Here is a 21,788-nt window from a genome sequence, read left to right as displayed (position 1 = left end):
TAGACCCGGCCCGGGCGCTCAGGGGGTGTGGAAGAGCACCTCCGGGGCGTCCGGGCGCGGGCCGTCGAGCACCGGCTGCGGGCGGCCCTTGAGGTGGAGGTCGAGGAAGGCGCCGACATAGCGCCTGGTCAGCTCCACCGAGCGGGCACCGGAGAGCGGGTAGTCCGGGTCGGGCAGGCCCAGCTGGTCACCGAGGGCCGGGTAGTCGCTGAAGGTGAAGTGGCCCGAGCCGGTGAAGGTGATCCAGCGCTTCCAGCCGCCGAACCGGCTCCAGTTGGCGTCCCAGCTCGGCTCGTGGCCCGGCGTGGTCTCGGCCGCGCCCAGCAGCAGGAACGGCCGGTCGTCGCTCGCGGGCGGGGTCATCAGCGAGCCGTCCATGTCGACCCCGGCCTTCACCCGCGGGTCGGCCGCCATGGTGGAGGCGGCCGAGGCGCCGCCTATCGAGTGGCCGGCCATCGCGATCCGCTCGCGGTCGATCATCCCGGCGTAGCGCCAGGCGGGGTGACGGCCGGTCAGTCGGTCGAGCAGGAAGGAGACGTCCTTCGCCCGGCCGTCGGTCACCTTGTCGTAGCCGACGGTCTCGGCCTGCTCGCAGGCCAGGCACTCCGGCAGCCGGCCGCCCGGGAAGGCGGTGCCGACGCTCTCGTACGCGTGGTCCACCAGGGCGACCAGGTAGCCGCGCGAGGTGAGGTCCTCGGCCAGCGAGCTCAGGGTGGCCCGGTGGACGCCGAATCCGGGGGAGAGCACCACCAGCGGGTACGTCCCGCTCAGCGGCCGGGCATCCGTGCGCCCCGCCGTCCTGGTGGCGGCCACCACGGCCGGGTCGACGACGTCCTGGAGCTCGCGCGAGGCGAGCAGCCGCCGCGCCTCCTCCACCCGCAGGTACGGCGCCGGACGTCCGGTGCCCTGGCGGGCGGGGTAGTACATCGTCACCATCAGCTCGCGCGGGCCGGCCTTCGCCCACTGGTCCACCCGGCTGCGGTCCACCAGGTGCAGCACCTCCTCGCCGACCCCCAACGGGCCGGTGGGGCGCGGTAGTTCGAGCTGGGTCCGCACGGGCGTGGTGGCCGTGGCGGACGGGCCGGGCGCGGCCGAGGCGGTGGCGGCCAACGGCAGCGGGAGCAGTAGGGCGAGGGTCAGGGTGGCGGCGGCGGTGAGGCGTGGGTTCATGCCTTCGAACCTATGCGGCCGTCTCTGACGGAACGTCAACTCGGCGGAGGAAGGGGGTCATCCGCTCGGATGACCCCCCGGCTCCACCCACGGTCTGACGGTGGGTGCCCGGGCTCATCGCCGGGGGCGAGCGCGGTCAGAGGAAGTTGTTGGGCCAGATCATGGTCCGCCACATGTGGGCCACCGGTGAGCCGTCGAAGCCGAGGCCTTCGCGTGGCTGCCGGAAGCACCGGCCCAGGGTGTCCTCGAACTCGCTGATGTCGATCTCCTCGGCCGGGTCGAAGTCGAAGGTGTAGACGTCGTTGAGCGTGATCAGGCGGGCCGTCATGTACCACCGGTGGGCGCGCACGTCCCGGTAGGCGCGGCGCACGTGCCCGGGAGGGCGGTAGTCGGGGCCGAAGAAGGCGTTGTAGGCGTCCGGGTAGTCGTAGCCCACGGCGGGGTCGGGGAAGAAGCGGAGGATCTCGTGCTGGCGGATCGCCCAGGCGATCTCCTCGCTGACGTAGGGGGCGACCAACTGGGCGCCCCAGTGGCCGTGGTGACTGCGCAGCAGACCGCCGACGGCGATGTCGTGCAGCAGGCAGGCGGTGACGACCGTGTCGCCCAGGTCCAGGTCGCGGGCGCGGCGCGCGCTGTGGATCAGGTGCAGGGCGGTGAAGCGGTCCTGTGCGAGCCGCAGGCGGAAGAAGTCGGCGAGCGTGGGCCGGTCGGGCATCACGGGCAGCGCCGGGTTGTCGCCCATCATGAAGACGCGGTCCTCGCCGAGTTTCGCGATCCACTCGCCGCCGTCCAGGTGCTGGTCGGTTCCCAGGGTGGCGATGGCCGGCAGGGTGGTGATCCGTTCCAGGCCCTCCTGGCCCGAGGGCCGCGGTCGGAGGAGGAGCGAGGACCGCGGCGCGGTCCGCTCGCGCGCGGGGCGCGGCAGGACGAGGCGGGCGGGGGCGGGGGCGGAGAGGGTGAGCGGGGTGGGGAGGGCGTGCGACTGCGGTTGGGCCGTGCCGACGCCGGCCTGGTCGCAGAGCCGGCCGATCCGGGCGGCCGCCTCGGGGGAGACCGGTCCGGTCAGGGCGGCCCCGACGTCCCCGGTCAGGGCCAGGACCGCGGCCTCGGCCTCGCAGCCCCACAGGTCATGGGAGTTGAGCAGCCCGATGCCCGGTCCGTAGCGGTAGTCCCCGCGCCGGTGGAGCGGTCCCGGCGCGGGGGGTACCGGTGCCGATCGGCCACAGCAACCGGGCGCCGCGCTTGTGCCACTGCTCGCGGTCCACGCAGCTGGGCCGGCTGTCGTCGATGAGGACGTGCCCGGTCAGATCCTCGCCCGGTACGAGCTCGTCCAGGTCCAGCCTTTCGGTGATGGCGCTGACGGTCACCCGGCAGGTCCGCAGGACCTCTCCCACGTCGGCCGTGACGCGCGTGCGGGCCTCGCCGCCCGCCGCCCGGACCACTCGGTCGACCCGGCCCAGCCGGGTGGGCCGGTCGCAGGCGAGGAAGGCCGTGTCGGGTAAGGCGGCGAGCAGGGTGGTGAGGACGGAGCCGCCGATCGAGCTGGCCGCTCCGATCACGCCGATCCGCAGCGGACCGCCGCCGACGGCGACGGAGTCCAGGACGTCGAGCGTCAGGGACCGGATCAGGTGGACGGTGCCGCCGTGGCCGGTCGTGACGGCCGGAACGTTCCTGCCCGGCACGGCCGCGCCGACCCCGCGGGGGACCGCGTCGCGCCCGAAGCGGGTCAGCGCCGGGAGGGTGGCGCCGAGGCCCACCACGTGGGCGCCGAATCGTTTCCGTGCTAAGTCGACTGTGTCGCGGACGATGCCCGAGATCCGCTCCGCTGACGCCTCGGGGGTCAGGTCCGTGACCAGGTCCGCGGTGACCGGGGCCTGCAGCACGACCCCGCGGTGTCCGGCGTGTGCTCCGTAGTCGGCCAGCACCAGGGGCGGCAGGGCCGCCAGGAGGTGCTGGCCCCAGCTCGGGGTGACGCCGTACCGGGCGTCGAGCAGTGGCAGCAGGTGGTGGATCTCGGGGCCCCGGGTGGGGTCGTGACGGCTGATCAGGCTGGGCACCACGAAGGCCCGGTCGGCCGGCAGGTCGGGCGTGATCCGGCCCTCGTACAGACCGAAGGCCCGCTCGACGGCGGCGAGGCTGAGGGCCGCGGCGTCCGCCGGATCGGCGAGGTCCGGCCGGGCACCGGCCTGCCGGACCATCGCGTCGAGGAGCCGGAGCGCGTGCTCGCGGTCGGGCACGGTCCGCGGCGGACTCGTGGAGTGGAGTGCGGGAAGCATGACGATGACAACCCCCTGGGGCCCAACGGCCCGCGTGTGACGGATTCCTGGCAGAAGGGGGCATGCCGCGGTCGCGACGGAGTGCCGCTGCGGTGATGGATTCGGATCCGGGTCTTCCCTTGCCCCCGAAGAAGATCAACGACGCTGTCGATCATGAGTCACGGTCGGGGGCGAGGAGATCGCGCCGGTGTCAGTTGATCGTCCAGCGGTGCAGGGCGCCGTCGACCAGGGAGGCCAACTCGCCTGCGGGGCGGTGGTGGTGGGTGGGGTGGAAGCCGGGGACGGTGGCCAGGCGGGCGCCGTCGGTGGGGTCCCAGACGGTGAGGCCTTCGGGGGTGGCGGCGTACAGGAGGCCGTCTACCGCGAAGAAGGGGCCGTCGGGGCCCGCGAAGGCGGTGAGGCGGAGGGGGGTGTTGAGGGCACCGGCGAGGTCGTCGACGTGGAGGACCAGTGCACCGGGGCGGAGCCAGGCGCTGTCGTCGCCGAGGCCGCCGAGGGCGAGGCGCTCGCCGTCGAGCCAGACCATCGGACGGTTCCAGAGGTAGTCGGGTTGGAGGGGGTCGCGCCGGCTGGGGCCGTCCTCGCTCTCGTAGGGGTTCTCGGTGAGCCAGTGGTGCAGGCTCCAGAGGGACGGGGCGCCGACGGGCTGCCAGATCCAGCCGTCGTCGGCGATCCGGCGGCCGTCGGGGCTGACGTGCAGGGCGCCGTGGAAGTAGTCGAGGGAGCGGTCCTCGTCGAGCTCACGGTCCGTCAGGAGGGTGCCGTCGGCGGGGTCGGAGACGTCGAGGCGGTTCCAGTCGGTGCGGTGGACCAGCAGGGTGCGGCCCTGGTGCTCGGTGAAGGCGAGGGAGAACGGGACGGTGTAGGTCCTGTAGGTGCCGCCGGACAGGGACATGGTGACGGCGCCGGTGGTGAGGTCGAGGACCTGGCCGAGGGACTCCTCGTCCACGTGATCCTGCACCACGGCGGCGTACCGGCCGTCGGCGCCGGCGTGCAGCCGCAGGGCGGGGACCATGTCGCCCCAGGTCCGTGCGTCCGGCGGCAGGGCGACCGTGGTGCGGGCGAGCTCCTGCCAGTGTTCGTCCCCGGGGTGCCAGCGGACGAGGGTGCCGTCGGTGAGCAGGAGCAGCCAGCCGCCGGCCGCGCCACCGGGTGCGAGGTCGGTGACCGGGCCGAGCGCGGTGGGCAGCGGCGAGCGCACCACGGTCGGGTCGGTCGGGCGCGGGCGTTCCACCGGGCCCGGGTGGCCGCGGGTGCCGAGCAGGCCGCGGGTGGCGGCGTCGGCACAGGGGGCACAGAGCGGGGTCACCCGGACCATCGGGCCGACGTCGGTCGGCGGGACGCAGTCCTGGCAGACCCGGGCCTGGCCGGTGCCGTCGCCGGTGAAGTGCACGTACTGGTAGAGCGGTTCGGTCGTGGTGAGCAGGTGCTCGCAGACCGGGACCGGTGCCGACGTCAGGTGATGGCCGCAGGCGGGCGCGGCGGTGGTCCCCCGTGGATCGTTCACGGGGGCGAGTAGAACACGGCCTCAGGCGTGATCGGCAGCGAATTTCGCGGCGTCCCAGAGGCCGCCGAGGGCGGGTGCGAGGGCGGACTCGGCGAGGGCGGAGAAGGAGGGCGCGTCCGGGGCGCCGTGCGGGAGGGCGCCGAGCAGCGGGGCGCCGGCGGCGGTGGGGAGGTCGGCGAGGTTGCAGCGCATGGCGAGGTCGGGGGCGGCGGGCCAGCTGCCGATGACCACGCCTAGGGTGGCCAGGCCACGGGCGCGCAGCGCCTCGGCGGTGAGGGTGGTGGTGTTGAGGGTGCCCAGGCCGGCGGTGGCGACCAGCAGGACCTGGATCTCCAGGCCGAGCGCCGCGGTGGCCAGTGCCATGTCGGCGAGGGTCTCCCCGGCCGGGTTGTAGCGGACCAGCAGGCCGCCCGCGCCCTCGACCAGGACCAGGTCGTGGTCGGCGGCCAGCGAAGCGGCCTCGGCGGCGGCCTCGGCGGCCGTCAGCGCCGGCAGACCGGAGCGCCGGGCGGCGGTCTCGGGGGCCAAGGGCTCGGGATAGCGGGCGAGTTCGCGCAGGGTCACGTGCGGGCCGGCCAGTCGGCCGACCTCCTCGGCGTCCCCCGGTTCGCCGGGGAGGACGCCGGTCTGACCGGGCTTCAGCACCGCCACCGAGGGGGCGAGCGCGGCCACGGCCGCGGTGACGGCGGTCTTGCCGACCTCGGTGCCGGTGCCGGTGACGAACAGGACGGTGCCGGGGCGGCGGGTCTGACGGGTGTTCACAGGAGCCTCAACGAAGAAGGAGTCAGCCGGCGGCAGCGGCGGCGGTCACGGCGGCCGTGATCCGCGCCAGGTCGGCGTCGGAGGTGACGTACGGCGGCATGGTGTAGACGAGGTCGCGGAACGGCCGCAGCCAGACGCCCTCGCGGACGGCGGCCTCGGTGGCCGCCCGCATGTCGACGGGGTGGTCGAGCTGGACGACGCCGATCGCGCCGAGCACCCGGACGTCCTTGACGCCCGGGACGGCGGTGGCCTCGGCGAGTCCGTCCCGCAGGCCGGTTCCGATCCGCTTGACCTCGGTGCGCCAGTCCTGGGAGAGCAGCAGCTCGATCGAGGCGTTGGCGACGGCGGCGGCCAGCGGGTTGCCCATGAAGGTCGGGCCGTGGGCGAGCACGGGGACCTCGCCCCGGCTGATCCCGTCGGCGATCCGGGAGGTGCACAGGGTGGCGGCCATCGAGAGGTAACCGCCCGTCAGGGCCTTGCCCAGGCAGAGCACGTCGGGGGAGACGCCCGCGTGGTCGGCGGCGAAGAGCTCGCCGGTGCGGCCGAAGCCGGTGGCGATCTCGTCGAAGACCAGCAGCACGTCGTGGCGGTCGCAGACCTCGCGCAGCACCCGCAGGTACTCCGGGGAGTGGAAGCGCATGCCGCCCGCGCCCTGCACCACCGGCTCGACGATCACCGCGGCGAGCGTGTCGGCGTGCTCGGCGACCGCCTGCTCCAGCTGGTCCGCGTACGCCTGCTCGAACTCCACCGGCGGCTCGGGGACGAAGACCTGACCCGGCAGCACCCCGCCCCAGAGGCTGTGCATCCCGCCCTCGGGGTCGCAGACCGACATGGGGTGGAAGGTGTCGCCGTGGTACCCGCCGCGCCAGGTCAGCAGACGCTGCTTGGCGGGGCGGCCGATCGAGCGCCAGTACTGCAGGCACATCTTCATCGCGACCTCGACCGCGACCGAGCCCGAGTCCGAGAGGAACACGTGCCGCAGCGGCTCCGGGGTGATCTCCACCAGCCGGGAGGCCAGCCGGACGGCCGGCTCGTGGGTGAGCCCGCCGAACATCACGTGGCTCATCCGGCCGAGCTGGTCGGTCACCGCGGCGTCCAGCACCGGGTGCCGGTAGCCGTGGACGGCCGCCCACCAGGAGGACATGCCGTCGATCAGCTCGTGGTGCCCGGCCACCGGCTCCGCCATCCGGAGCCGGACACCGGAGGCGGACTCCACCACGTAGGGGGTGGAGGTGCCGGGCATCGGGCCGTACGGGTGCCAGACGTGGGCGCGGTCGAGGTCGAGGAGGTTGTGCATGGGGGAGCGTCAGTTCCTAGGCGTTGGGCGCCAGTTCGGTGCCGGCGCCGCGGCGGCGGACCCGGACCAGGTCGGGCTGGGGCTCGTCGTTCGGGGTGCTCTGGGCGGGCACGGGGGCGGCGTGACCGCCGCACGGGCCGCAGCCACCGCCGGTGCCACAGCCGTGGGCGTCCTCCGAGGCCTCGGAGTCGGTCGAGCAGACCGAGCCGCAGCCGCCGCCGGCCGCGGCCTCGGAGCGGTGCCGCGGCAGGGTGGCCTCGCCCGCGCCCTCCACCACGAAGCCCGCGTCGGCGATCATGTCGAGGTCGGCCTGGCCGGCCTGGCCCTCGCTGGTGAGGTAGTCGCCGAGGAAGATGGAGTTGGCGATGTGCAGGCCGAGCGGCTGCATCGAGCGCAGGTGCACCTCGCGGCCGCCGGCGATCCGGACCTCGACGTCGGGGCAGACGAAGCGGACCATGGCGAGGATGCGCAGGCAGCGCTGCGGGGTGAGGTTCCACTCCTTGGCCAGCGGGGTGCCCTCGAAGGGGATCAGGAAGTTGACCGGCACCGAGTCGGAGCCGATCTCGCGCAGCGCGTAGACCACGTCGACCAGGTCCTCGTCGCTCTCGCCCATGCCGGCGATCAGGCCGGAGCAGGCGGAGAGGCCGGCGCCGTGCGCCTTCTGGACGGTGTCCACCCGGTCCGCGTAGGTGTGGGTGGTGGTGATGTCCCCGTAGGTGGCCTCGGAGGTGTTGAGGTTGTGGTTGTAGGCGTCGGCCCCGGCCGCCTTCAGCCGCTCGGCCTGGTTGTCGGAGAGGAGGCCCAGGCAGGCGCAGACCTCGACGGCCTCGTTGGAGTCCTTGATGGCGGCGATGGTGTCGGCGACCCGGTCGATGTCGCGGTCCGTCGGGCCGCGGCCGCTGGCGACCAGGCAGACCCGCTTGGCACCGCCGGCCAGACCGGCGGCGGCCGCCTCGGCCGCCTGCTCGGGCTTGAGCCAGGTGTACTTGAGGATCTCCGCCTTGGAGCCGAGCCGCTGGGAGCAGTAGTTGCAGTCCTCGGGGCAGAGGCCGCTCTTGAGGTTCACCAGGTAGTTGAGCTTGACCCGCCGGCCGAACCACTGACGGCGCACCCGCCCGGCGGCCGCGACCACGTCCAGCAACTCGTCGTCGGTGGTGGCGAGTACGGCCAGTGCCTCCTCCCGGGTGGGGAGTTCCCGGCGCAGGCCCTTGGCGGTGAGGGTGTCGAGCAGATCCATGGCCTTGATCCTGCCCGGGCGACGTCGCCCCGCGCCAGAGGGAACCCACCAAGAACAGGGCCTCGGAGGTGTGCGAGTTGTCACAGTTCCGCCATCCGGCGATCATCGGGCGATCCGCTCCGCGCCACCGGGCGGCCGGGCGCGGCGTGGCGGGCGACCCGGGTGCGGACGTGGTCGGATCATCCGCTTAGAATCTGCGCCATGACCACGCAGGGGGAGCGCCAGAGCCGCCGGGTCCGGGGCCGCCGCCGCCGGATCATCGCCCTGTGCACCGTCGGCGGTGTGGCCGTCGCCGTGGGCGTGGTGGTGGCCGAGTCGGGCGACTGGCTCCCGGGCGCCGGACGGACCACCAAGGAGGGCCTCAGCGCGGTGCCGGCCGACGCCGGTCCGCCGACCCAGCCGCTGACGGAGGAGCAGTTCTTCACCGTCGAGCGCTACTTCCCCGTCGGCCGGGCGGTCGACAACGGCGGCTTCAAGGCCCGCCGCACGGCGGCCCGCCAGGGCCAGGCCTGCGCCGAGGTGCTGGCCGACAAGGGCCGGGACGTGCTCAAGGACACCAACTGCCTCTCCTACGTCTCGGTCAGCTACACCCAGGACGGCAACCAGGTGCTGAGCAGCGTGACGGTGCTGCGCTTCCCCGACGAGGGGTCGGCGCAGCAGGCCGAGAAGGCGCTGGTCCCCAACGCCGAGGCGATCGCCTTCGTGCCGCCGGACCCGGGCGTCCTGCCGACGCCGTCCGGCTCGCCGGCCCCCCTCCCGGGCGCGCAGCAGCAGACCAGCGTCCAGGTGGACGCGGTCGGTCACTACCTGACCGTCACCTCCTCGCGCTTCGCCGACCCGGCCTCCACCGCGGCGCCCGCCGCCCTGGACGAGGCCACCCGGGCCGTGGGGTACACGGCCCGGGCGCCCTTCATCTGGCTCTGACCCGGCCCTGAGGCCGCGTCACGGGCTTCAGGGGTAGCTGACCAGGTTGGCGACGTTGGTGGCGGAGTTGGACGGGCCGCCGGTGGAGTTCACCACGTGGGCGATGGTGCCGGTGCCGCCGAGCGAGACGGTCACCATGTCGTGGAAGCGCACCCCGCTCCGGTTCGGCGCCTCGATCGCGTGCTCGGCCACCACCCCCGGGTTGACGTTGAAGTAGCAGTAGCTGCCCAGGCCCCAGGCCTCGTGCGAGGTCACCGAGTCGGCCACCTTGTAGGCGGCGTAGCCGCGGGTCGCGCCGTTCTGCCAGGCGGCCTGGTTCGGCGGGTCGTAGGGCATCTCGTTCTGGAAGAAGTAGGTGCGGCCGCCGTTGCCGTTCCAGACCACCTGGTGCTGCTGGTAGTGCTCGACGAAGAGGCCGTAGAAGGTGACGGCGGTGCCGTTGACGGTCAGTCCGGTGGCGGCGGTGTTGGCCGTCCAGCCGACGCCGCTGCCGTGGTCGGCGCGCCAGATCCAGGTGTGGTCGCCGATCACGTCGGAGCTGTTCACCACCAGGCTCTGGGTGGCCCGGCCGACGCCCGCGCCGCCGATCCGGAAGAACACGTCGTGCAGGGAGGCCGGGTTCGCGGTGTGCCGGGCGGTGGAGCCGGCCGGGCCGAGCTGGAGCAGCACGGGGGAGTTCACCGGGCCGGCGTCGAAGAGCACTCCGGCGATCTTCACCCCGTCCACGTCGGCGACGGTCATCGCGGCGATGCCGTTGTCCGGGATCAGGGTGGCCAGGCCGAGGCCGAGCACCACGGTGTCGGGCCGGTTCACGTTCAGGGTCTGGTCGAGGTGGTAGACGCCGGGGGTGAAGAGCAGGTTCTTCCCCTGGCCGAGGGCGGCGTTGACCTGGGCCGCGGTGGCACCGGGCCTGACCACGAAGAACTGGTCGATCGGCAGTGAGCTGCCCGCCTGGCTGCCCGAACTCCACGACGTGCCGACCGAGTTGGTGCGCAGCGACGGGACGAAGACCCGGTAGGCCCCGGCCGCGTCCACGTACAGGAAGGGCTTCTCCCGGACCACCGGGGTCTGCGCCACGGTGGTGTAGGGCGGGCTGGGGAAGGTGTTGGCCGGGGCGTTGACGTCGCCGACGAAGACCATGTTCCAGTTGGAGCCCGTCCAGCTGCCCCACTGGGAGTTGCGGGAGAGCCACTGCTGCTGGGAGCCGGAGCGGACCTGGCCGTCGACCAGGCTGTCGGCCAGCAGGCCGCCGCTGGACCAGCCGCCGTCGTCCAGCTGGAGGTTGCCGCGCACGTGCATCCGGCGGTAGGGGGCGGCCTGCGAGACCGCCCAGCGGTCGGTGCCGGAGGGCGGGTTGACGGAGAGGCCCTCGGCGGAGCGCCAGAAGTTCTGGGTGGCGTTGCCCTGGAACCAGTCGGCCTCGGCGTGCACCCCGCCGTTGATGGTGACGGCGTCGGGAGTGAGGCCGAGGCCGGCCACCTGGGTGTAGAAGCCGACGTTGGCGTCGACGTTGTACGTCCCGGGCTTGAAGAGCAGGGCCTGGCGCTGGGTGCCGAACTGGTTGGTCTCCTGCTGCTGGAAGACCGCGTTCAGCTTGGCCTGCACGGTGGCGGCGGGCATCGAGGGGTCGAACACGGCGACGTTCGGGCCGAGGTCCGGATTGCCGGGGTTGCCCGGGTCGCCGCCGGCGCCGAAGGAGAAGGACTGCGCGGCGGTGCCGTTGCAGGTGTACTGCTGGAGCACCACCGCATCGGCGGTGGAGGCGGACGGCACGTCCAGGCACTTGCCGCTGTTGCGGTTGACGAAGTGGTAGGAGCCGCCGCCCTCGTCCACCGGCAGCCACTGCTGGTTGGTGCCGCCGCCCCAGGTCCAGAGCTGGACCTTGGCGCCGTCGGCGGCGGACACGCCGGTGACGTCCCAGACCTTGGTGGAGTCGTTCGCGTTGGCGATCCGGACGTGGCCGCCGTCGGTGGGCAGCAGCTGCCACTGCTGGGCGGTGGTGGCGTTGCAGGAGTACTGCTGGACGGCGGTGCCGTTGGCGGTGGCGGCCGCCGCGGCGTCCACGCAGCGGCCGCTGTTGCGGTTGACCACGGTGGTCCAGCCGGTGGGGGTGGCCGCCTCGGCGCCGGTGGGAGCCAGCACGGAGGCGGGCGCGAGCAGCGTGGCGGCGGTCAACAGCCTTATGCCGTAACGCCGTTGTCGTTGGTTCATGGAGGTGGGGGCTCCTGGGTCGATGGGCGGGATCAGCGGCCGGCGGTGAGGCCGAAGCCGTAGCGGAACAGCGGGTCGTAGGACGGGTCGCCGACGTTCAGCGGCTCCTGGGCCTCGCTGCGCGGCCAGCTGACCGGGAGCTTCCCGGAGAAGCGGCGCTCGCCGAACAGCACGTCGGCCACCCCGCCGCCCTCGCTTCCGGGCAGCCAGGACATCACGAAGGCGTCCATGGCCGGGAGTTGGCCGGTGACGATCTGCGGACGGCCCGCCACGTCCAGCACCACGCAGGTGGGTACGGCGGCGCAGACCTTGTCGACGTTCGCCCGGTCGGCCGGGGAGAGCTCCAGGGTGTGCCCGTTGTTGCCGACGTCGCCCATGCCCTCGGCGTACGGCGTCTCGCCGACCACCACGACGCCGACCTTCGCACCGCCGACGGGCGCCGAGGCGTCCGCGCTGTACACGGCGGAGGGGGCGTACTCCCGGATGCCCTCCAGGATGGTGGTGGCGGGGATGGTGTCGCCGGGGGCGCCCTGCCAGGTGACGGTCCAACCACCGGCCTGGTTACCGGGGTCGTCGGCGTTGACGCCCGCGACGTAGATGGCGTCGGTGCGCCTGAGCGGCAGCGCGCCGTGTTCGTTCTTCAGCAGGACCTGGGACTTGGCGACGGCCTCCCTGGCCACCGCCCGGTGCTCGGGCGAGCCGATGGCGGACTGGTACCGCCGGTCGGTGAACGGGTGCTCGAACAGGCCGAGTTCGAACTTGGCCCGGAGGATCCGGCGGACGGCGTCGTCGATCCGGGACGGCGCCACCCGGCCCTCGTTCACCTCGGTGAGCAGGGCCTGCTCGAACTTCTCGGCGCTGTACGGGACCATGAACATGTCCATCCCCGCGTTGACCGCGGTGCGCACCTGCGTCGGGTAGTCGCCCGGGAGCTGGTTGATCGCGTCCCAGTCGCTGATCAGGAATCCGTCGAAGCCGGTCTTCTGCTTGAGCACCTCGGTGAGCAGCTCGTGGTTGGCGCTCATCTTCACCGGGTTGCCCAGGCCGTCCTCGGTCCAGTCCACGCTGGAGTAGGAGGGCATGATCGAGCCGACCCGGTGCCGCTGCACCGCCGTGACGTACGGGGCGAGGTCGATCCGGCGGAAGCGCTCGCGGGAGGTGACGGTGACGCCCTGGTCCAGCTTGTAGCTGCCGGCCGAGGAGCCGTAGGCGGTGGAGCCGTCGCCGGCGTAGTGCTTCACGGTGGCCAGCACCCGGTCGGGGCGGTCGAGTTGGGAGCCGCGGGTGCCCTGGAAGCCGTCGATCTGGGTCTCCATCGAGCTCACCAGCTCGGGCGTCTCGCCGAAGCTCTCGTAGGTGCGGCCCCAGCGGTCGTCCCGGGCCACGCAGACGCACGGGGCGAAGACCCACTGCGGGCCGGTGGCGCGGGTCTCGATCGCGGTGATGTGAGCGGCCCTGCGGGCGAGTTCGGGGTCGCGGGTGGCGCCGAGCGCGATGTTGTGCGGGAAGACGGTGGCGCCCACCAGGTTCCCGTGGCCGTGCACCGAGTCCACGCCGTAGAGCAGGGGGATGCCCAACCGGGTCTCCAGGGCGCGGCGTTGGTAGCCGTCCACCATGTCGGCCCAGGCGGCCGGGGTGTTGGAGGCGGGGGTGGAGCCGCCGCCGGAGAGCAGGGAGCCGAGGGCCAGGGTGGTGATCTTCGCCGGGTCGCCGTCGACGGCGTTGCGCTCGGCCTGGGTCATCTGGCCGATCTTCTCGGTCAGGGTCATCCGGGCCAGCAGGTCCTCGACCCGGCGTTCGACCGGTTTCCGGGAGTCCCGGTAGGCCGGGCCGGGGGTTGCCGAGGCGCTGACGGGGAGGGCGGATGCGGCGATGGTGGCGGCGGCGAGCAGGGCTCCGCCGAGCAGGGGGCGCCGGTGCATGCGGATGTCTCTCCAGTCCTGGGTGGGGTGCCGGAGGTGCGATGTCAGGAGCATGTAAGCAGAGTCCCGAAAGCGTTGGTAAGGGGTCGGGGCGCTCTTTTTTCAGGACTTGAACTTAACCGTGAAGTAATGCCTGGTCAGCTGACGGGCCGCCAGGGTGTGGCCACGGCCCTCGATGAACTGTTGAAGAGTGTGTGCCGCGGGGCTACCCGCCGTCCGTGCGGCGGTGCTTGAATGTCCGCCACCAATCCCAGCCCCCACGACAGTTCGGGACGGCCCTGTGACTACGCGCGTAACGCCCTTGGCACGCTGGCTCCTTCGTCCACTGCGCACCGCTGCCCTGCTCTCGGTGCTCGCCTCCTTCGCGGTCTTCTTCGCCGGCGTCCAGCCGGCCCAGGCCGCCCCCGCCTGCGGCGTGCTCTCCTCCGGCGCGGCCACCCAGGCCGTCGCCGCCGTCAACGCCGCCTGCGGCCAGATCGGCACCCCCTACTCCTGGGGCGGCGGCCACGGCAGCCAGCCCGGCCCGAGCTACGGAATCTGCGACGCCTCCAACGGCGCGCCGAACGACTGCCACGTCCGGGGTCTCGACTGCTCCGGCTTCGTCCGCTACGCCTACTACCTGGCGGTCGGCGCCGACGTCATCAACGGCACCACCTACACCCAGTGGCCCTCCTCGCGGGCGGTGGCCCGCTACTACCGCTCCGACGGAACCGCCCCGCTGCTCCCCGGTGACCTGGTGTTCTTCGGCGGCTCGCCCTCCACCATCCACCACGTCGCGATGTACCTGGGCAACGGCTACATCGCGGAGGCCCCGTACTCCGGCGGCTACGTCCAGGTCGCCGCACTCTCCTCGCACGGTGACTACTACGGCGCGATCCGCCTCTACGGCCCCGGCGGCGGCAGCCCCAACCCGCCCACCACGCCGGGCCAGTACTGGGTCGACACCTTCGCCAACGCCCCGGTCTACGGCTCGCCGACCTCCACCACCCAGACCGGCACGCTGTACCAGGGCACCAACTACGTGTTCTGCAAGGCGTGGGGGCGTGAGGTGGCGTCGGGCTCGTCCTTCAACCACTGGTGGCTGAAGACGGATCCGGACGTGGGGCCGGGGGGCCAGTGGGTGTCGGCGTTCTACCTGTCGCGCTGGGGCAACGACGTGGCCAAGGACAACAACGGCACCGTCATCCCCGACTGCGCGGGCGGCGGAGCGCCGCCGGCCACCGGGAAGTACTGGGTGGACACCTTCTCGAACGCCTCGGTCTTCGCCTCGCCCAGCTCCACCAGTGCCACGGGCACGCTGTACCAGGGCACCAACTACGTGTTCTGCAAGGCATGGGGGCGTGAGGTGGCGTCGGGCTCGTCCTTCAACCACTGGTGGCTGAAGACGGATCCGGACGTGGGGCCGGGGGGTCAGTGGGTGTCGGCGTTCTACCTGTCGCGCTGGGGCAACGACGTGGCCAAGGACAACAACGGCACCGTCATCCCGAACTGCTGACGGCAGGCGGGTGGGGCCCTGCCGCTCGGCGGGACCCCACCAGTGGTCGGCCTACTTCTTCGGGAAGAGTTCCGCGATCAGCAGCTTGGCCAGCTCGTTGGCCGGCGCGGTGCCGTCGGGGGACTGGTTGAGGTTGGCCAGCACCACGACGGTGGCGCGGTGCTCCGGGTGGTAGCCCATGAAGCTGGTGTAGCCGGGGATCTGCCCGTCGTGGCCGAGGAAGCCGAAGAACTCGGCGATGCCGAGTCCGTAGCGCGGGGCACCCGGAAGGTCCGAGGTCGGCACGAACTGCAGCCGCTCGTGCTGGAGTTCGGGCGACAGCAGGGTGCCGGTGGCCAGCGCCGGGGCCCAGCGCTGCAGGTCGCCCAGGGTGGAGGCGGCCGCGCCGGCGGCCCAGGCCCAGGAGGCGTCGACCCGGGTGACGTCGTACGGGTTGCCCGCCGACCAGTCCGCCCAGGCGGCGTCCTGGCCGGTCAGGGTCGGGGCGGTGAGGCTCTCCACGTTGGTGATGAACTGGTAGCCGCGGGCGTTCGGCTCCGGGATCCCGGCGCCGTTCTCCAGGCTGCTGCCCGGCATGCCGACCGGCTGGAAGATCCGCTGCCGGAACAGCTCGGCGAGCGGCTGGTGGGTGAGGTGCTCGGCGATCAGGCCGAGGATCACGGTGTTGGTGTTGGAGTAGTGGAAGCCCTGGCCGGGCGGGAAGTACACGTCGTGCGAGTAGGCCAGGTCGAGCAGCTCCTGCGGCGTCCAGACCGCCTCGGGCTCCTCGTCCAGGCGCTGGTTGAAGCCCGGGTCCTCGGAGTAGTTGTAGAGCCCGCTGGTCATGTTGAGCAGCTGACGGATCGTGATGCAGTCGCCGTTCGGCACCCCGGGGTGGTGGGCACTCACCGGGTCGTCCAGACCGAGCAGGCCCTCCTGGACCAGCTGGAGGATCACCGTGCCGGTGAAGGTCTTGGTGATGCTCCCGACCCGCAGGTGGTCGGCCGTCTCGATCGGCTTGCCGGTGGTCAGGTCCGAGGTGCCCAGCGCGGTGGTCCAGGTCCCGCGCTCCGGCGTGGTGACCGCCACCAGCGCCCCCGGGATCCGCAGCCGCTGCATCAGCGCGATCAGATCCTGCGTCAGCTGCTCGTTCGAGGGGGCGTCCTGGCCCGCCAGCCGCACCACGGGCACGGGCGCGGGCAGCGGCTTCGCCACGGCGGAGGTGGCCGCAGGGGCGGCCAGTGACCCGACCAGCGCGGCCGCCAGCAGCGCCGAACGCCACCTCCGTCCTCGTCGTCCGTCGGGCTTCGGTCTCGTCGTGGCCTCGATGTGCATGCGTGCTACCCGTTCGCCGCAGGGGTGGTCGTCCTCGTGCGGGGTCCATTCAGCCCCGGCCGGGGGCGGACCGGCGCACGTTGCGCCATCGGAGGGCGTGGCGGGAGCGCGGCGGAGAGCGTCAGTCCAGGCCCTCCAGGAGAGTTCTCAGCAGGGTGGCGAGCTGGTCGCGGTCGGCGGTGGGGAGGGGGGCGAGCAGGCGTTGTTCGGTGGCGAGGTGGTCGGGGAGGGTCTCGTCGACCAGGGTGAGGCCGGCCTCGGTGAGGGCGACCAGGACGACCCGGCCGTCGGTGGGGCTGGGGGTGCGGCGGATCAGGCCGCGCTCCTGGAGGCGGTCCAGGCGCTGGGTGACGGCGCCGGAGGTGACCATCATCGAGCGCATCAACTCGGCCGGGGTGAGCGGGTGTTCGGGCCCGTTGCGGCGCAGGGTGGCGAGCACGTCGAAGGAGGGCGTGTCCAGGCCGTGGGCGGCGAAGGTGCGCTTGAGCTCGCCCTCCACCCGGGCGGTGAGCTGCTTGAGGCGGCCGATCACCGCCATCGGCGAGACGTCGAGGTCGGGCCGCTGCGCGGCCCACTGCGCGAGTACCTGGTCCACGTGATCGGTCATGGGAAAAGTCTAGCGACATCTCTTAGCGGTGAGATATGTTTGCTTAGTGCTAAGAGATCGGACCGCAGCGCTCCTGCTCACCGCCCTGGCCCCCGCCGTCTGGGGCTCCACCTACCTGGTCACCACCGAACTGCTCCCGCCCGGACGCCCGCTGCTGGCCGCGGTGCTCCGCGCGTTACCCGCCGGCCTCCTGCTGGTCGCCGTCACCAGGCAGCTGCCGAAGGGCAGTTGGTGGTGGAAGGCGATGGTGCTCGGCACCCTGAACATCGGCCTCTTCCTGGCCCTGCTGTTCGTCTCGGCCTACCGCCTGCCCGGCGGCGTCGCCGCCACCGTCGGCTCCGTGCAGCCGCTGCTGGTGGCCGGCCTCTCCGCCGCCCTGCTCGGCCAGCGCTTCACCCTGCGCACCCTGCTCTCCGCCGTGGTCGGCATCGCCGGCGTCGCCCTGCTGGTCCTGCGGGCGGACGCCGAGCTGGACGCCGTCGGCGTGGCGGCGGCCCTGGGCGGCGCAGCCGTGATGGCCACCGGCGTGGTGCTCAGCAAGCGCTGGACCTCCCCGGCCCCGCTGCTGGCCACCACCGGCTGGCAACTGGTCGCCGGCGGCCTGCTGTTGGTCCCGGTGGCCCTGTTCGTCGAGGGCCCGCCGCCCCCCTCGCTGACCGACCGGAACCTGCTCGGCTACGCCTACCTCGGCCTGATCGGCGCGGCCGTCGCGTACGTGCTCTGGTTCCGCGGCATCAAGGTGCTCTCGCCCAACGAGGTGACCTTCCTCGGCCTGCTCAGCCCGCTGGTCGCCGCCCTGCTCGGCTGGATCGTGCTCGGCCAGAGCCTGGCGCCCGCCCAACTCCTCGGCGCCGCCCTGGCGCTGGGCGCCGTCGTCCTCGCCGCCCGGTCCGGCCCCCGGCCGCCCGCCGCCGAGGCCCCGGCACCGGCCCGCGTCCTCGCCGACCGCTGAACCCACCCTCGTCCCAGGAGGACACCACCATGCGCATCACCGTCTTCGGAGCCGCCGGAGCGGCCGGCAGCCGGATCGTCACCGAGGCCGTCGCCCGAGGCCACGAGGTCACCGCCGTGGTCCGCTCGCCCGAGCGCTACCCCGACCTGCACCCCGGGGCCCGCCCACCGCAGCGGCGACGCCCTCGATCCCGACCGGATCGCGGAACTGACCGAGGGTCAGGACGTGGTCATCGGCGCCACCCGCCCCGTCCCCGGCCGGGAGGAGGAGCACGCCGCCGTCACCCGCGCGCTGCTCGCCGGGCTGGCCAAGAGCGGAGCCCGCCTGCTCCTGCTCGGCGGCGCTGGCAGTCTGCTGCTGCCCGGCGGCGGGCTGACCGTGATCGACGGCCCCGACTTCCCGCCCTCCTGGCGGCCGATCGCCCTGGCCTGCAACGAGCAGCTGGCCGCCTGCCCTCGCGGACGACACCGTGGACTGGGCCTACCTCAGCCCGGCCGCCGTCCTGGAGCCCGGCGAGCGCACCGGCAGCTACCGCCTCGGCACGGACGAGCTGGTCGTCGACGCCGAGGGCAACTCCGCCATCTCCATGGAGGACGTGGCCGTCGCCCTGCTCGACGAGGCGGAGCGGCCGCGGCACCACCGCACCCGCTTCACCGTCGGGTACTGACGGGGGCCGGGAGCGTGAAGGTCTCCTGCACTCCCGGCCCGCTTCCGGTGGCGGGGAAGAGGGGCACGCCGACGGGACGTCAGGGGTCGGACGGGGGTCGACCCCTGACGTCCCGTCGGGCTAGGGTCGGGTCCATGACAGTGATCTTGAACGATGCCGTCCGCGCACTCCTGGATGCCCCGGTGGTGGCCGTGCTCGCCACCGTGAACCCCGACGGCGCGCCGCAGACCTCGGTGGTCTGGGTCGGGCGCGACGGCGACGACCTGCTGATCTCCTCCACGGCCGGACTCCGCAAGGTCCGCAACCTCGAGCGCGACCCGCGGGCCAGCGTGATCGTCTACGACCCGGCCGATCCGCTGCGCTACGTGGAGCTCCGCGGCCGGGCCACCGTCACCGAGGACGCGGGCCGGGCCCTGGCGGTGACGGTCGCCGAGCTGTACGAGGGGCCGGGCGCCGGCCGCGAGTACCTCGAACTCCCGCCCGAGGTCCAGCGGGTGGCGATCCGGATCACCCCGGAGCGGGTGCTCGGCTCGCTCGCCCGGGTCTGACGACGACGTCGGCCGCCCTCCCGTGTCGGAGGGCGGCCGGCCTCGTCCGGGCTACTTCTTCGGCTGGTTGAAACGCAGCGCGTTGCCCGACGGGTCGCGGAACGCGCAGTCGCGCACGCCGTACGGCTGGTCCACCGGCTCCTGGAGCACCTCGGCACCGGTGGCCCGGATCCGCTCGAAGGTGGCGTCCACGTCGTCGGTGGCGAAGATCGCGCCGCGCAGCAGGCCCTTGGCCAGCACCTCGGCCATGGTCTCGCGGTCGGCTGCCGAGGCGTTCGGGTCCGCCAGCGGCGGCTCCAGCACGATCGACACGTCGGGCTGGGCCGGCGAGCCGACCGTCACCCAGCGCATCCCCTCGAAGGAGACGTCGTTGCGCACCTCGAAGCCGAGGGCGTCCCGGTAGAAGGCGATCGCCGCGTCGTGGTCGTCGACGGCGATGAAGGTCTGGGAGAGCGTGATGTTCATGGGCCCCACGCTACGGGCGGGCCCGCGGATCTGCTTCTCCATTCCTGACCGCCTTCGCGGGCGGCGTACGGACCGGCCGCAGGTACATCTTGGCGATGTAGGAGGGGATGGCCGACTCGTCCACGTGCTCCCGCGCCCGGTACGCGCTCGGGCTCTCCCCGACCAGCTCGGTGAAGCGCGAGCTGAACGAACCGAGCGAGGTACAGCCCACCTCGAAGCAGACCTCCGTCACGCTCAGGTCCCCGCGCCGCAGCAGCGCCTTGGCCCGCTCGATCCGACGGGTCATCAGGTAGCTGTACGGCGTCTCCCCGAAGGCGGCCCGGAAGCTCCGGGAGAAGTGGCCCTCCGACATCAGCGCGGTGCGGGCCAGTGCGGCCACGTCCAGCGGCTGCGCGTAGTCGCGGTCCATCTGGTCGCGGGCCCGCCGCAGCCGGGCCAGGTCCTCCAGGTTGCTCATGGGATCACCCTCCCACAGCGTCTCCGCGCGCCGCGCGTTCCCGCAGCTCGCGGGGGAGGGCCCGGTGCGCCTGCCAGGCCGCCACGGCCTCGGCGCGGGACCGGGCGGGGTGCTCGGCGTGCCACTCCCGCAGGAACCGGTTGAACTCGAACTGCTCCCCGACCTCCTGCGGCCGCGCCATCTCCGCCCGGGTCCCGTACCAGTGCAGTACCGCCTCCCCGAGGGTCCGCCCCGCCCCCTCGGCCACGAACGCCCGCATCGCCGCGTCGAAGTGGAACCCGGGACCGATCTCCCGCTCGAAGTACGCCCGCAGCACCTGACTGCACCGCTGCCCCGCCGGAATCACGGTCGCCTCGTCCAAGGGCCCGGCCAACTGCCGGCCGGCCCGGGGCGGCCGGGGCGCCGCGGGGGCGGGCCGTCCGTCCAGGGCGGCGGCAAGGCGCTCGGTGAGCGCGGCCTTGCCGCCGCCCCGGGCGACGCCCATCGCCCGGGCGAGGGAAGCGAGTTCGTCCAGCGTCCAGTACCAACGGCGCAGCTCGGCACCGGAGAGCGCGGTGGTGAGGTCGGGCCGGGGCGGTGCGTCCATGGCCGCGACCCTATCCGGTGCGCGGGCCGCCGCCTGCGCCGAGGATCAGAACAGGTGACCGTAGTAGGCGTCGATATTGGGCAGCTTCCGCAGGGCCTCCTTCTCCGCCACCGAACGGTTGGCGACGAGGAAGGCGATCCGCTTCTCCCGCTCCGCCTTCGGGGCCTGGCCCGCAGGCTTGAAGTTCTTCTGCTTCAGGTAGGTGCAGAAGACGGCGACGGTCGTGAGGTCGGTGCTCGCTGCGGCCTGCGGGAGCAGCGTGGTCCTGACCCCGACCTCCCAGTGAGGGGGGAACTGCGCCTGCTTGCAGTCGGCCCCGGTCAGGCCCTTGATCCAGGCGCTGCCGATCAGCCCGGCGCTGTGGACGTTCTGACCGATCGTCAGCGTCTTCCCCGGGGTCCGGATGGTGCCCCAGGTGACGAGCGTCGGCATCAGCGAGGCCACCCATCCGGAGTGGCAGGTCGGGGCTCCCCAGGCCACCTTCGCGAACGCCTCGCTCTTCGCGATCGCCTGCAGCAGCAGCACGGGCGTGCTGAACTCCCCGTACGAGACGTCCCAGGTCACCTTGCCGACCGCCTCCAGGGCGTTGTACCCGCTCTCGTGCGGGTCGGGCGCCACGCCGAGGACGTCCTTCACGGCCAGGTCGGTCTTCGCTCGCTGCAGCCAGCCCTTGAAGTCGTGGTCGTCGCTGACGACGTAGAGCTTCCCCTTGGCGGAGACGAACACCCGGCGGCGGTCGCCGTCGACCGTGCCGAAGACGGGCACCTTGTCGTAGAACAGGCCCGCCTCGGTCGAGGTGAAGAGCTTGGGGTCGAAGGCCGGCTCCGGCAAGCCGAGCGCGATCGCGGTCAGACAGGCCACGCCGACGGCCTTCAGCTCGGGGCTCGCCAGGGCGGTCAGCGGCTGCTGGGACGCGAGGAACTGCGGCACGGCCAGGTCGAGTTCGGGGAAGGCCACCAGCAGGGCGGCCCGGAAGTGGTCCAGCTCGTCGTGGAGGCGGAGGGCCGTCAGCAGCCGCTCGTAGTGCGGCCCCTGCGCCATGAGCTCGAGCTCCTCGGCGAGCAGGGCGGCGTCGGGCGCCCCCGCGGTGAACCAGCCGAGCAGGTACGGGTACGGGGCGGGCGGGGTGTGGGTGCTCATCATGTCCCTTCCGGACGAACGCGCCGACGGTGATCCCTGCGGCCCGCACCGAGCGGCTCCGGCATCCGGTGGTCGGGGCAGCCGTGCGCGGCGTGGCGGCGTGAGGGACAGGCCCCTCACCACCACGCGCGTCTACGGCAACCCGCCCCCCGGCACGTCGTCGTTCCCCCGCTGCGGAACCGCGTCCGCAGGCCCGACCGGCACGCGACCGGAACGGGACACCCGCCCTCGCCCGGTCACTCGGTCGTCGT

20 protein-coding genes and 1 pseudogene are annotated in these 21,788 nt (G+C 73.0%); 6 read left to right on the top strand and 15 right to left on the bottom strand.

Translation table 11 applies throughout. The annotated features are described in order from the left end of the window. Positions 1–18: 18 nt before the first annotated feature. The 7 genes from ABD946_RS35130 to bioB form a co-directional block, all read right to left on the bottom strand. Positions 19–1,170: an alpha/beta hydrolase family protein gene (locus ABD946_RS35130; protein ID WP_345289738.1), complete on the bottom strand. Its 1,152-nt coding sequence runs from the start codon at positions 1,168–1,170 to the stop codon at positions 19–21. A gap of 136 nt (positions 1,171–1,306) precedes the next feature. After that, the gene (locus ABD946_RS35125) at positions 1,307–1,915 is read right to left on the bottom strand and encodes a hypothetical protein (RefSeq protein WP_345289737.1); all 609 of its coding nucleotides are present in this window, start codon (positions 1,913–1,915) and stop codon (positions 1,307–1,309) included. Between the two features lie 382 nt (positions 1,916–2,297). Beyond that, positions 2,298–3,407, bottom strand: a complete 1,110-nt coding sequence (locus ABD946_RS35120) for a hypothetical protein (protein ID WP_345289736.1) — start codon at positions 3,405–3,407, stop codon at positions 2,298–2,300. 229 nt (positions 3,408–3,636) lie between these two features. Then, positions 3,637–4,953 carry a YncE family protein gene (locus ABD946_RS35115; RefSeq protein WP_345289734.1) on the bottom strand — a complete coding sequence of 439 codons (1,317 nt, stop codon included), beginning with the start codon at positions 4,951–4,953 and terminating at the stop codon, positions 3,637–3,639. Positions 4,954–4,974: 21 nt separating this feature from the next. Continuing rightward, on the bottom strand, positions 4,975–5,715 hold the full coding sequence (bioD, locus tag ABD946_RS35110) for a dethiobiotin synthase (protein ID WP_345289733.1): 741 nt from the start codon (positions 5,713–5,715) through the stop codon (positions 4,975–4,977). A 22-nt stretch (positions 5,716–5,737) separates the two neighbouring features. Continuing rightward, on the bottom strand, positions 5,738–7,012 hold the full coding sequence (locus tag ABD946_RS35105; protein ID WP_345289732.1) for an adenosylmethionine--8-amino-7-oxononanoate transaminase: 1,275 nt from the start codon (positions 7,010–7,012) through the stop codon (positions 5,738–5,740). Positions 7,013–7,028: 16 nt separating this feature from the next. After that, positions 7,029–8,249 carry a biotin synthase BioB gene (gene bioB, locus ABD946_RS35100; protein ID WP_345289731.1) on the bottom strand — a complete coding sequence of 407 codons (1,221 nt, stop codon included), beginning with the start codon at positions 8,247–8,249 and terminating at the stop codon, positions 7,029–7,031. 201 nt (positions 8,250–8,450) lie between these two features. On the opposite strand from bioB, the gene ABD946_RS35095 reads away from it, so the two are divergent. Then, positions 8,451–9,173, top strand: coding sequence for a hypothetical protein (locus ABD946_RS35095; RefSeq protein ID WP_345289729.1), 723 nt, complete (start codon positions 8,451–8,453; stop codon positions 9,171–9,173). Between the two features lie 27 nt (positions 9,174–9,200). Here the strand turns inward: ABD946_RS35095 and ABD946_RS35090 are convergent, their stop codons facing one another. Together ABD946_RS35090 and ABD946_RS35085 are read right to left on the bottom strand one after the other, a co-directional pair. After that, positions 9,201–11,384, bottom strand: coding sequence for an RICIN domain-containing protein (locus ABD946_RS35090; RefSeq protein ID WP_345289728.1), 2,184 nt, complete (start codon positions 11,382–11,384; stop codon positions 9,201–9,203). A gap of 32 nt (positions 11,385–11,416) precedes the next feature. After that, positions 11,417–13,306 carry a glycoside hydrolase family 3 protein gene (locus ABD946_RS35085; protein WP_345289727.1) on the bottom strand — a complete coding sequence of 630 codons (1,890 nt, stop codon included), beginning with the start codon at positions 13,304–13,306 and terminating at the stop codon, positions 11,417–11,419. 301 nt (positions 13,307–13,607) lie between these two features. On the opposite strand from ABD946_RS35085, the gene ABD946_RS35080 reads away from it, so the two are divergent. Further along, a complete protein-coding gene (locus tag ABD946_RS35080; protein ID WP_345289725.1) occupies positions 13,608–14,801 on the top strand; it encodes a C40 family peptidase in 1,194 nt (397 codons plus the stop codon). A 51-nt stretch (positions 14,802–14,852) separates the two neighbouring features. Here ABD946_RS35080 and ABD946_RS35075 read toward each other — a convergent pair whose 3' ends face one another. Both ABD946_RS35075 and ABD946_RS35070 read right to left on the bottom strand, forming a co-directional pair. After that, positions 14,853–16,115 carry a serine hydrolase domain-containing protein gene (locus ABD946_RS35075; RefSeq protein WP_345289724.1) on the bottom strand — a complete coding sequence of 421 codons (1,263 nt, stop codon included), beginning with the start codon at positions 16,113–16,115 and terminating at the stop codon, positions 14,853–14,855. A gap of 121 nt (positions 16,116–16,236) precedes the next feature. After that, positions 16,237–16,722, bottom strand: coding sequence for a MarR family winged helix-turn-helix transcriptional regulator (locus ABD946_RS35070; protein ID WP_345289723.1), 486 nt, complete (start codon positions 16,720–16,722; stop codon positions 16,237–16,239). A gap of 46 nt (positions 16,723–16,768) precedes the next feature. On the opposite strand from ABD946_RS35070, the gene ABD946_RS35065 reads away from it, so the two are divergent. The 4 genes and pseudogenes from ABD946_RS35065 to ABD946_RS35050 all read left to right on the top strand — a co-directional run bounded on the left by ABD946_RS35065 (position 16,769) and on the right by ABD946_RS35050 (position 18,889). Then, positions 16,769–17,674: an EamA family transporter gene (locus ABD946_RS35065; protein WP_345289721.1), complete on the top strand. Its 906-nt coding sequence runs from the start codon at positions 16,769–16,771 to the stop codon at positions 17,672–17,674. Positions 17,675–17,703: 29 nt separating this feature from the next. Further along, positions 17,704–17,781 (top strand): annotated as a pseudogene (locus tag ABD946_RS35060) (NADH-flavin reductase); the annotation flags it as partial. Positions 17,782–18,143: 362 nt separating this feature from the next. Beyond that, a complete protein-coding gene (locus ABD946_RS35055; RefSeq protein ID WP_345289753.1) occupies positions 18,144–18,341 on the top strand; it encodes an NAD(P)-dependent oxidoreductase in 198 nt (65 codons plus the stop codon). Between the two features lie 134 nt (positions 18,342–18,475). Continuing rightward, positions 18,476–18,889 (top strand): PPOX class F420-dependent oxidoreductase, encoded by a 414-nt coding sequence (locus ABD946_RS35050; protein WP_345289720.1) that lies wholly within the window; start codon positions 18,476–18,478, stop codon positions 18,887–18,889. A gap of 51 nt (positions 18,890–18,940) precedes the next feature. On the opposite strand, the gene ABD946_RS35045 is transcribed toward ABD946_RS35050, so the two are convergent. Genes ABD946_RS35045 through ABD946_RS35030 form a run of 4 tightly spaced genes read right to left on the bottom strand, consistent with a single transcriptional unit; the run spans position 18,941 to position 21,540 of the window. Further along, a complete protein-coding gene (locus tag ABD946_RS35045; RefSeq protein ID WP_345289719.1) occupies positions 18,941–19,354 on the bottom strand; it encodes a VOC family protein in 414 nt (137 codons plus the stop codon). A 10-nt stretch (positions 19,355–19,364) separates the two neighbouring features. Continuing rightward, on the bottom strand, positions 19,365–19,811 hold the full coding sequence (locus ABD946_RS35040) for a helix-turn-helix domain-containing protein (RefSeq protein WP_345289717.1): 447 nt from the start codon (positions 19,809–19,811) through the stop codon (positions 19,365–19,367). Between the two features lie 4 nt (positions 19,812–19,815). Continuing rightward, complete coding sequence (locus tag ABD946_RS35035; protein WP_345289716.1) at positions 19,816–20,397, bottom strand: DUF6434 domain-containing protein; 582 nt, start codon at positions 20,395–20,397, stop codon at positions 19,816–19,818. A 45-nt stretch (positions 20,398–20,442) separates the two neighbouring features. After that, positions 20,443–21,540 (bottom strand): hypothetical protein, encoded by a 1,098-nt coding sequence (locus ABD946_RS35030; RefSeq protein WP_345289715.1) that lies wholly within the window; start codon positions 21,538–21,540, stop codon positions 20,443–20,445. Between the last annotated feature and the right edge of the window lie 248 nt (positions 21,541–21,788).

It is taken from the genome of Kitasatospora albolonga, from assembly GCF_039535905.1.
Taxonomy (GTDB): domain Bacteria; phylum Actinomycetota; class Actinomycetes; order Streptomycetales; family Streptomycetaceae; genus Kitasatospora; species Kitasatospora albolonga.
Note: the sequence above shows the minus strand (reverse complement) of the source record. Positions and strands in the feature narration are given on the sequence as shown.

Coding starts and splice junctions, on each gene's coding strand:
- ABD946_RS35130 (WP_345289738.1), bottom strand. CDS start 1,170: ATGAACCCACGCCTCACCGCCGCCGCCACCCTGACCCTCGCCCTACTG.
- ABD946_RS35125 (WP_345289737.1), bottom strand. CDS start 1,915: ATGATGGGCGACAACCCGGCGCTGCCCGTGATGCCCGACCGGCCCACG.
- ABD946_RS35105 (WP_345289732.1), bottom strand. CDS start 7,012: ATGCACAACCTCCTCGACCTCGACCGCGCCCACGTCTGGCACCCGTAC.
- bioB (WP_345289731.1), bottom strand. CDS start 8,249: ATGGATCTGCTCGACACCCTCACCGCCAAGGGCCTGCGCCGGGAACTC.
- ABD946_RS35095 (WP_345289729.1), top strand. CDS start 8,451: ATGACCACGCAGGGGGAGCGCCAGAGCCGCCGGGTCCGGGGCCGCCGC.
- ABD946_RS35090 (WP_345289728.1), bottom strand. CDS start 11,384: ATGAACCAACGACAACGGCGTTACGGCATAAGGCTGTTGACCGCCGCC.
- ABD946_RS35085 (WP_345289727.1), bottom strand. CDS start 13,306: ATGCACCGGCGCCCCCTGCTCGGCGGAGCCCTGCTCGCCGCCGCCACC.
- ABD946_RS35075 (WP_345289724.1), bottom strand. CDS start 16,115: ATGCACATCGAGGCCACGACGAGACCGAAGCCCGACGGACGACGAGGA.
- ABD946_RS35070 (WP_345289723.1), bottom strand. CDS start 16,722: ATGACCGATCACGTGGACCAGGTACTCGCGCAGTGGGCCGCGCAGCGG.
- ABD946_RS35050 (WP_345289720.1), top strand. CDS start 18,476: ATGACAGTGATCTTGAACGATGCCGTCCGCGCACTCCTGGATGCCCCG.
- ABD946_RS35045 (WP_345289719.1), bottom strand. CDS start 19,354: ATGAACATCACGCTCTCCCAGACCTTCATCGCCGTCGACGACCACGAC.
- ABD946_RS35040 (WP_345289717.1), bottom strand. CDS start 19,811: ATGAGCAACCTGGAGGACCTGGCCCGGCTGCGGCGGGCCCGCGACCAG.
- ABD946_RS35035 (WP_345289716.1), bottom strand. CDS start 20,397: ATGGACGCACCGCCCCGGCCCGACCTCACCACCGCGCTCTCCGGTGCC.
- ABD946_RS35030 (WP_345289715.1), bottom strand. CDS start 21,540: ATGATGAGCACCCACACCCCGCCCGCCCCGTACCCGTACCTGCTCGGC.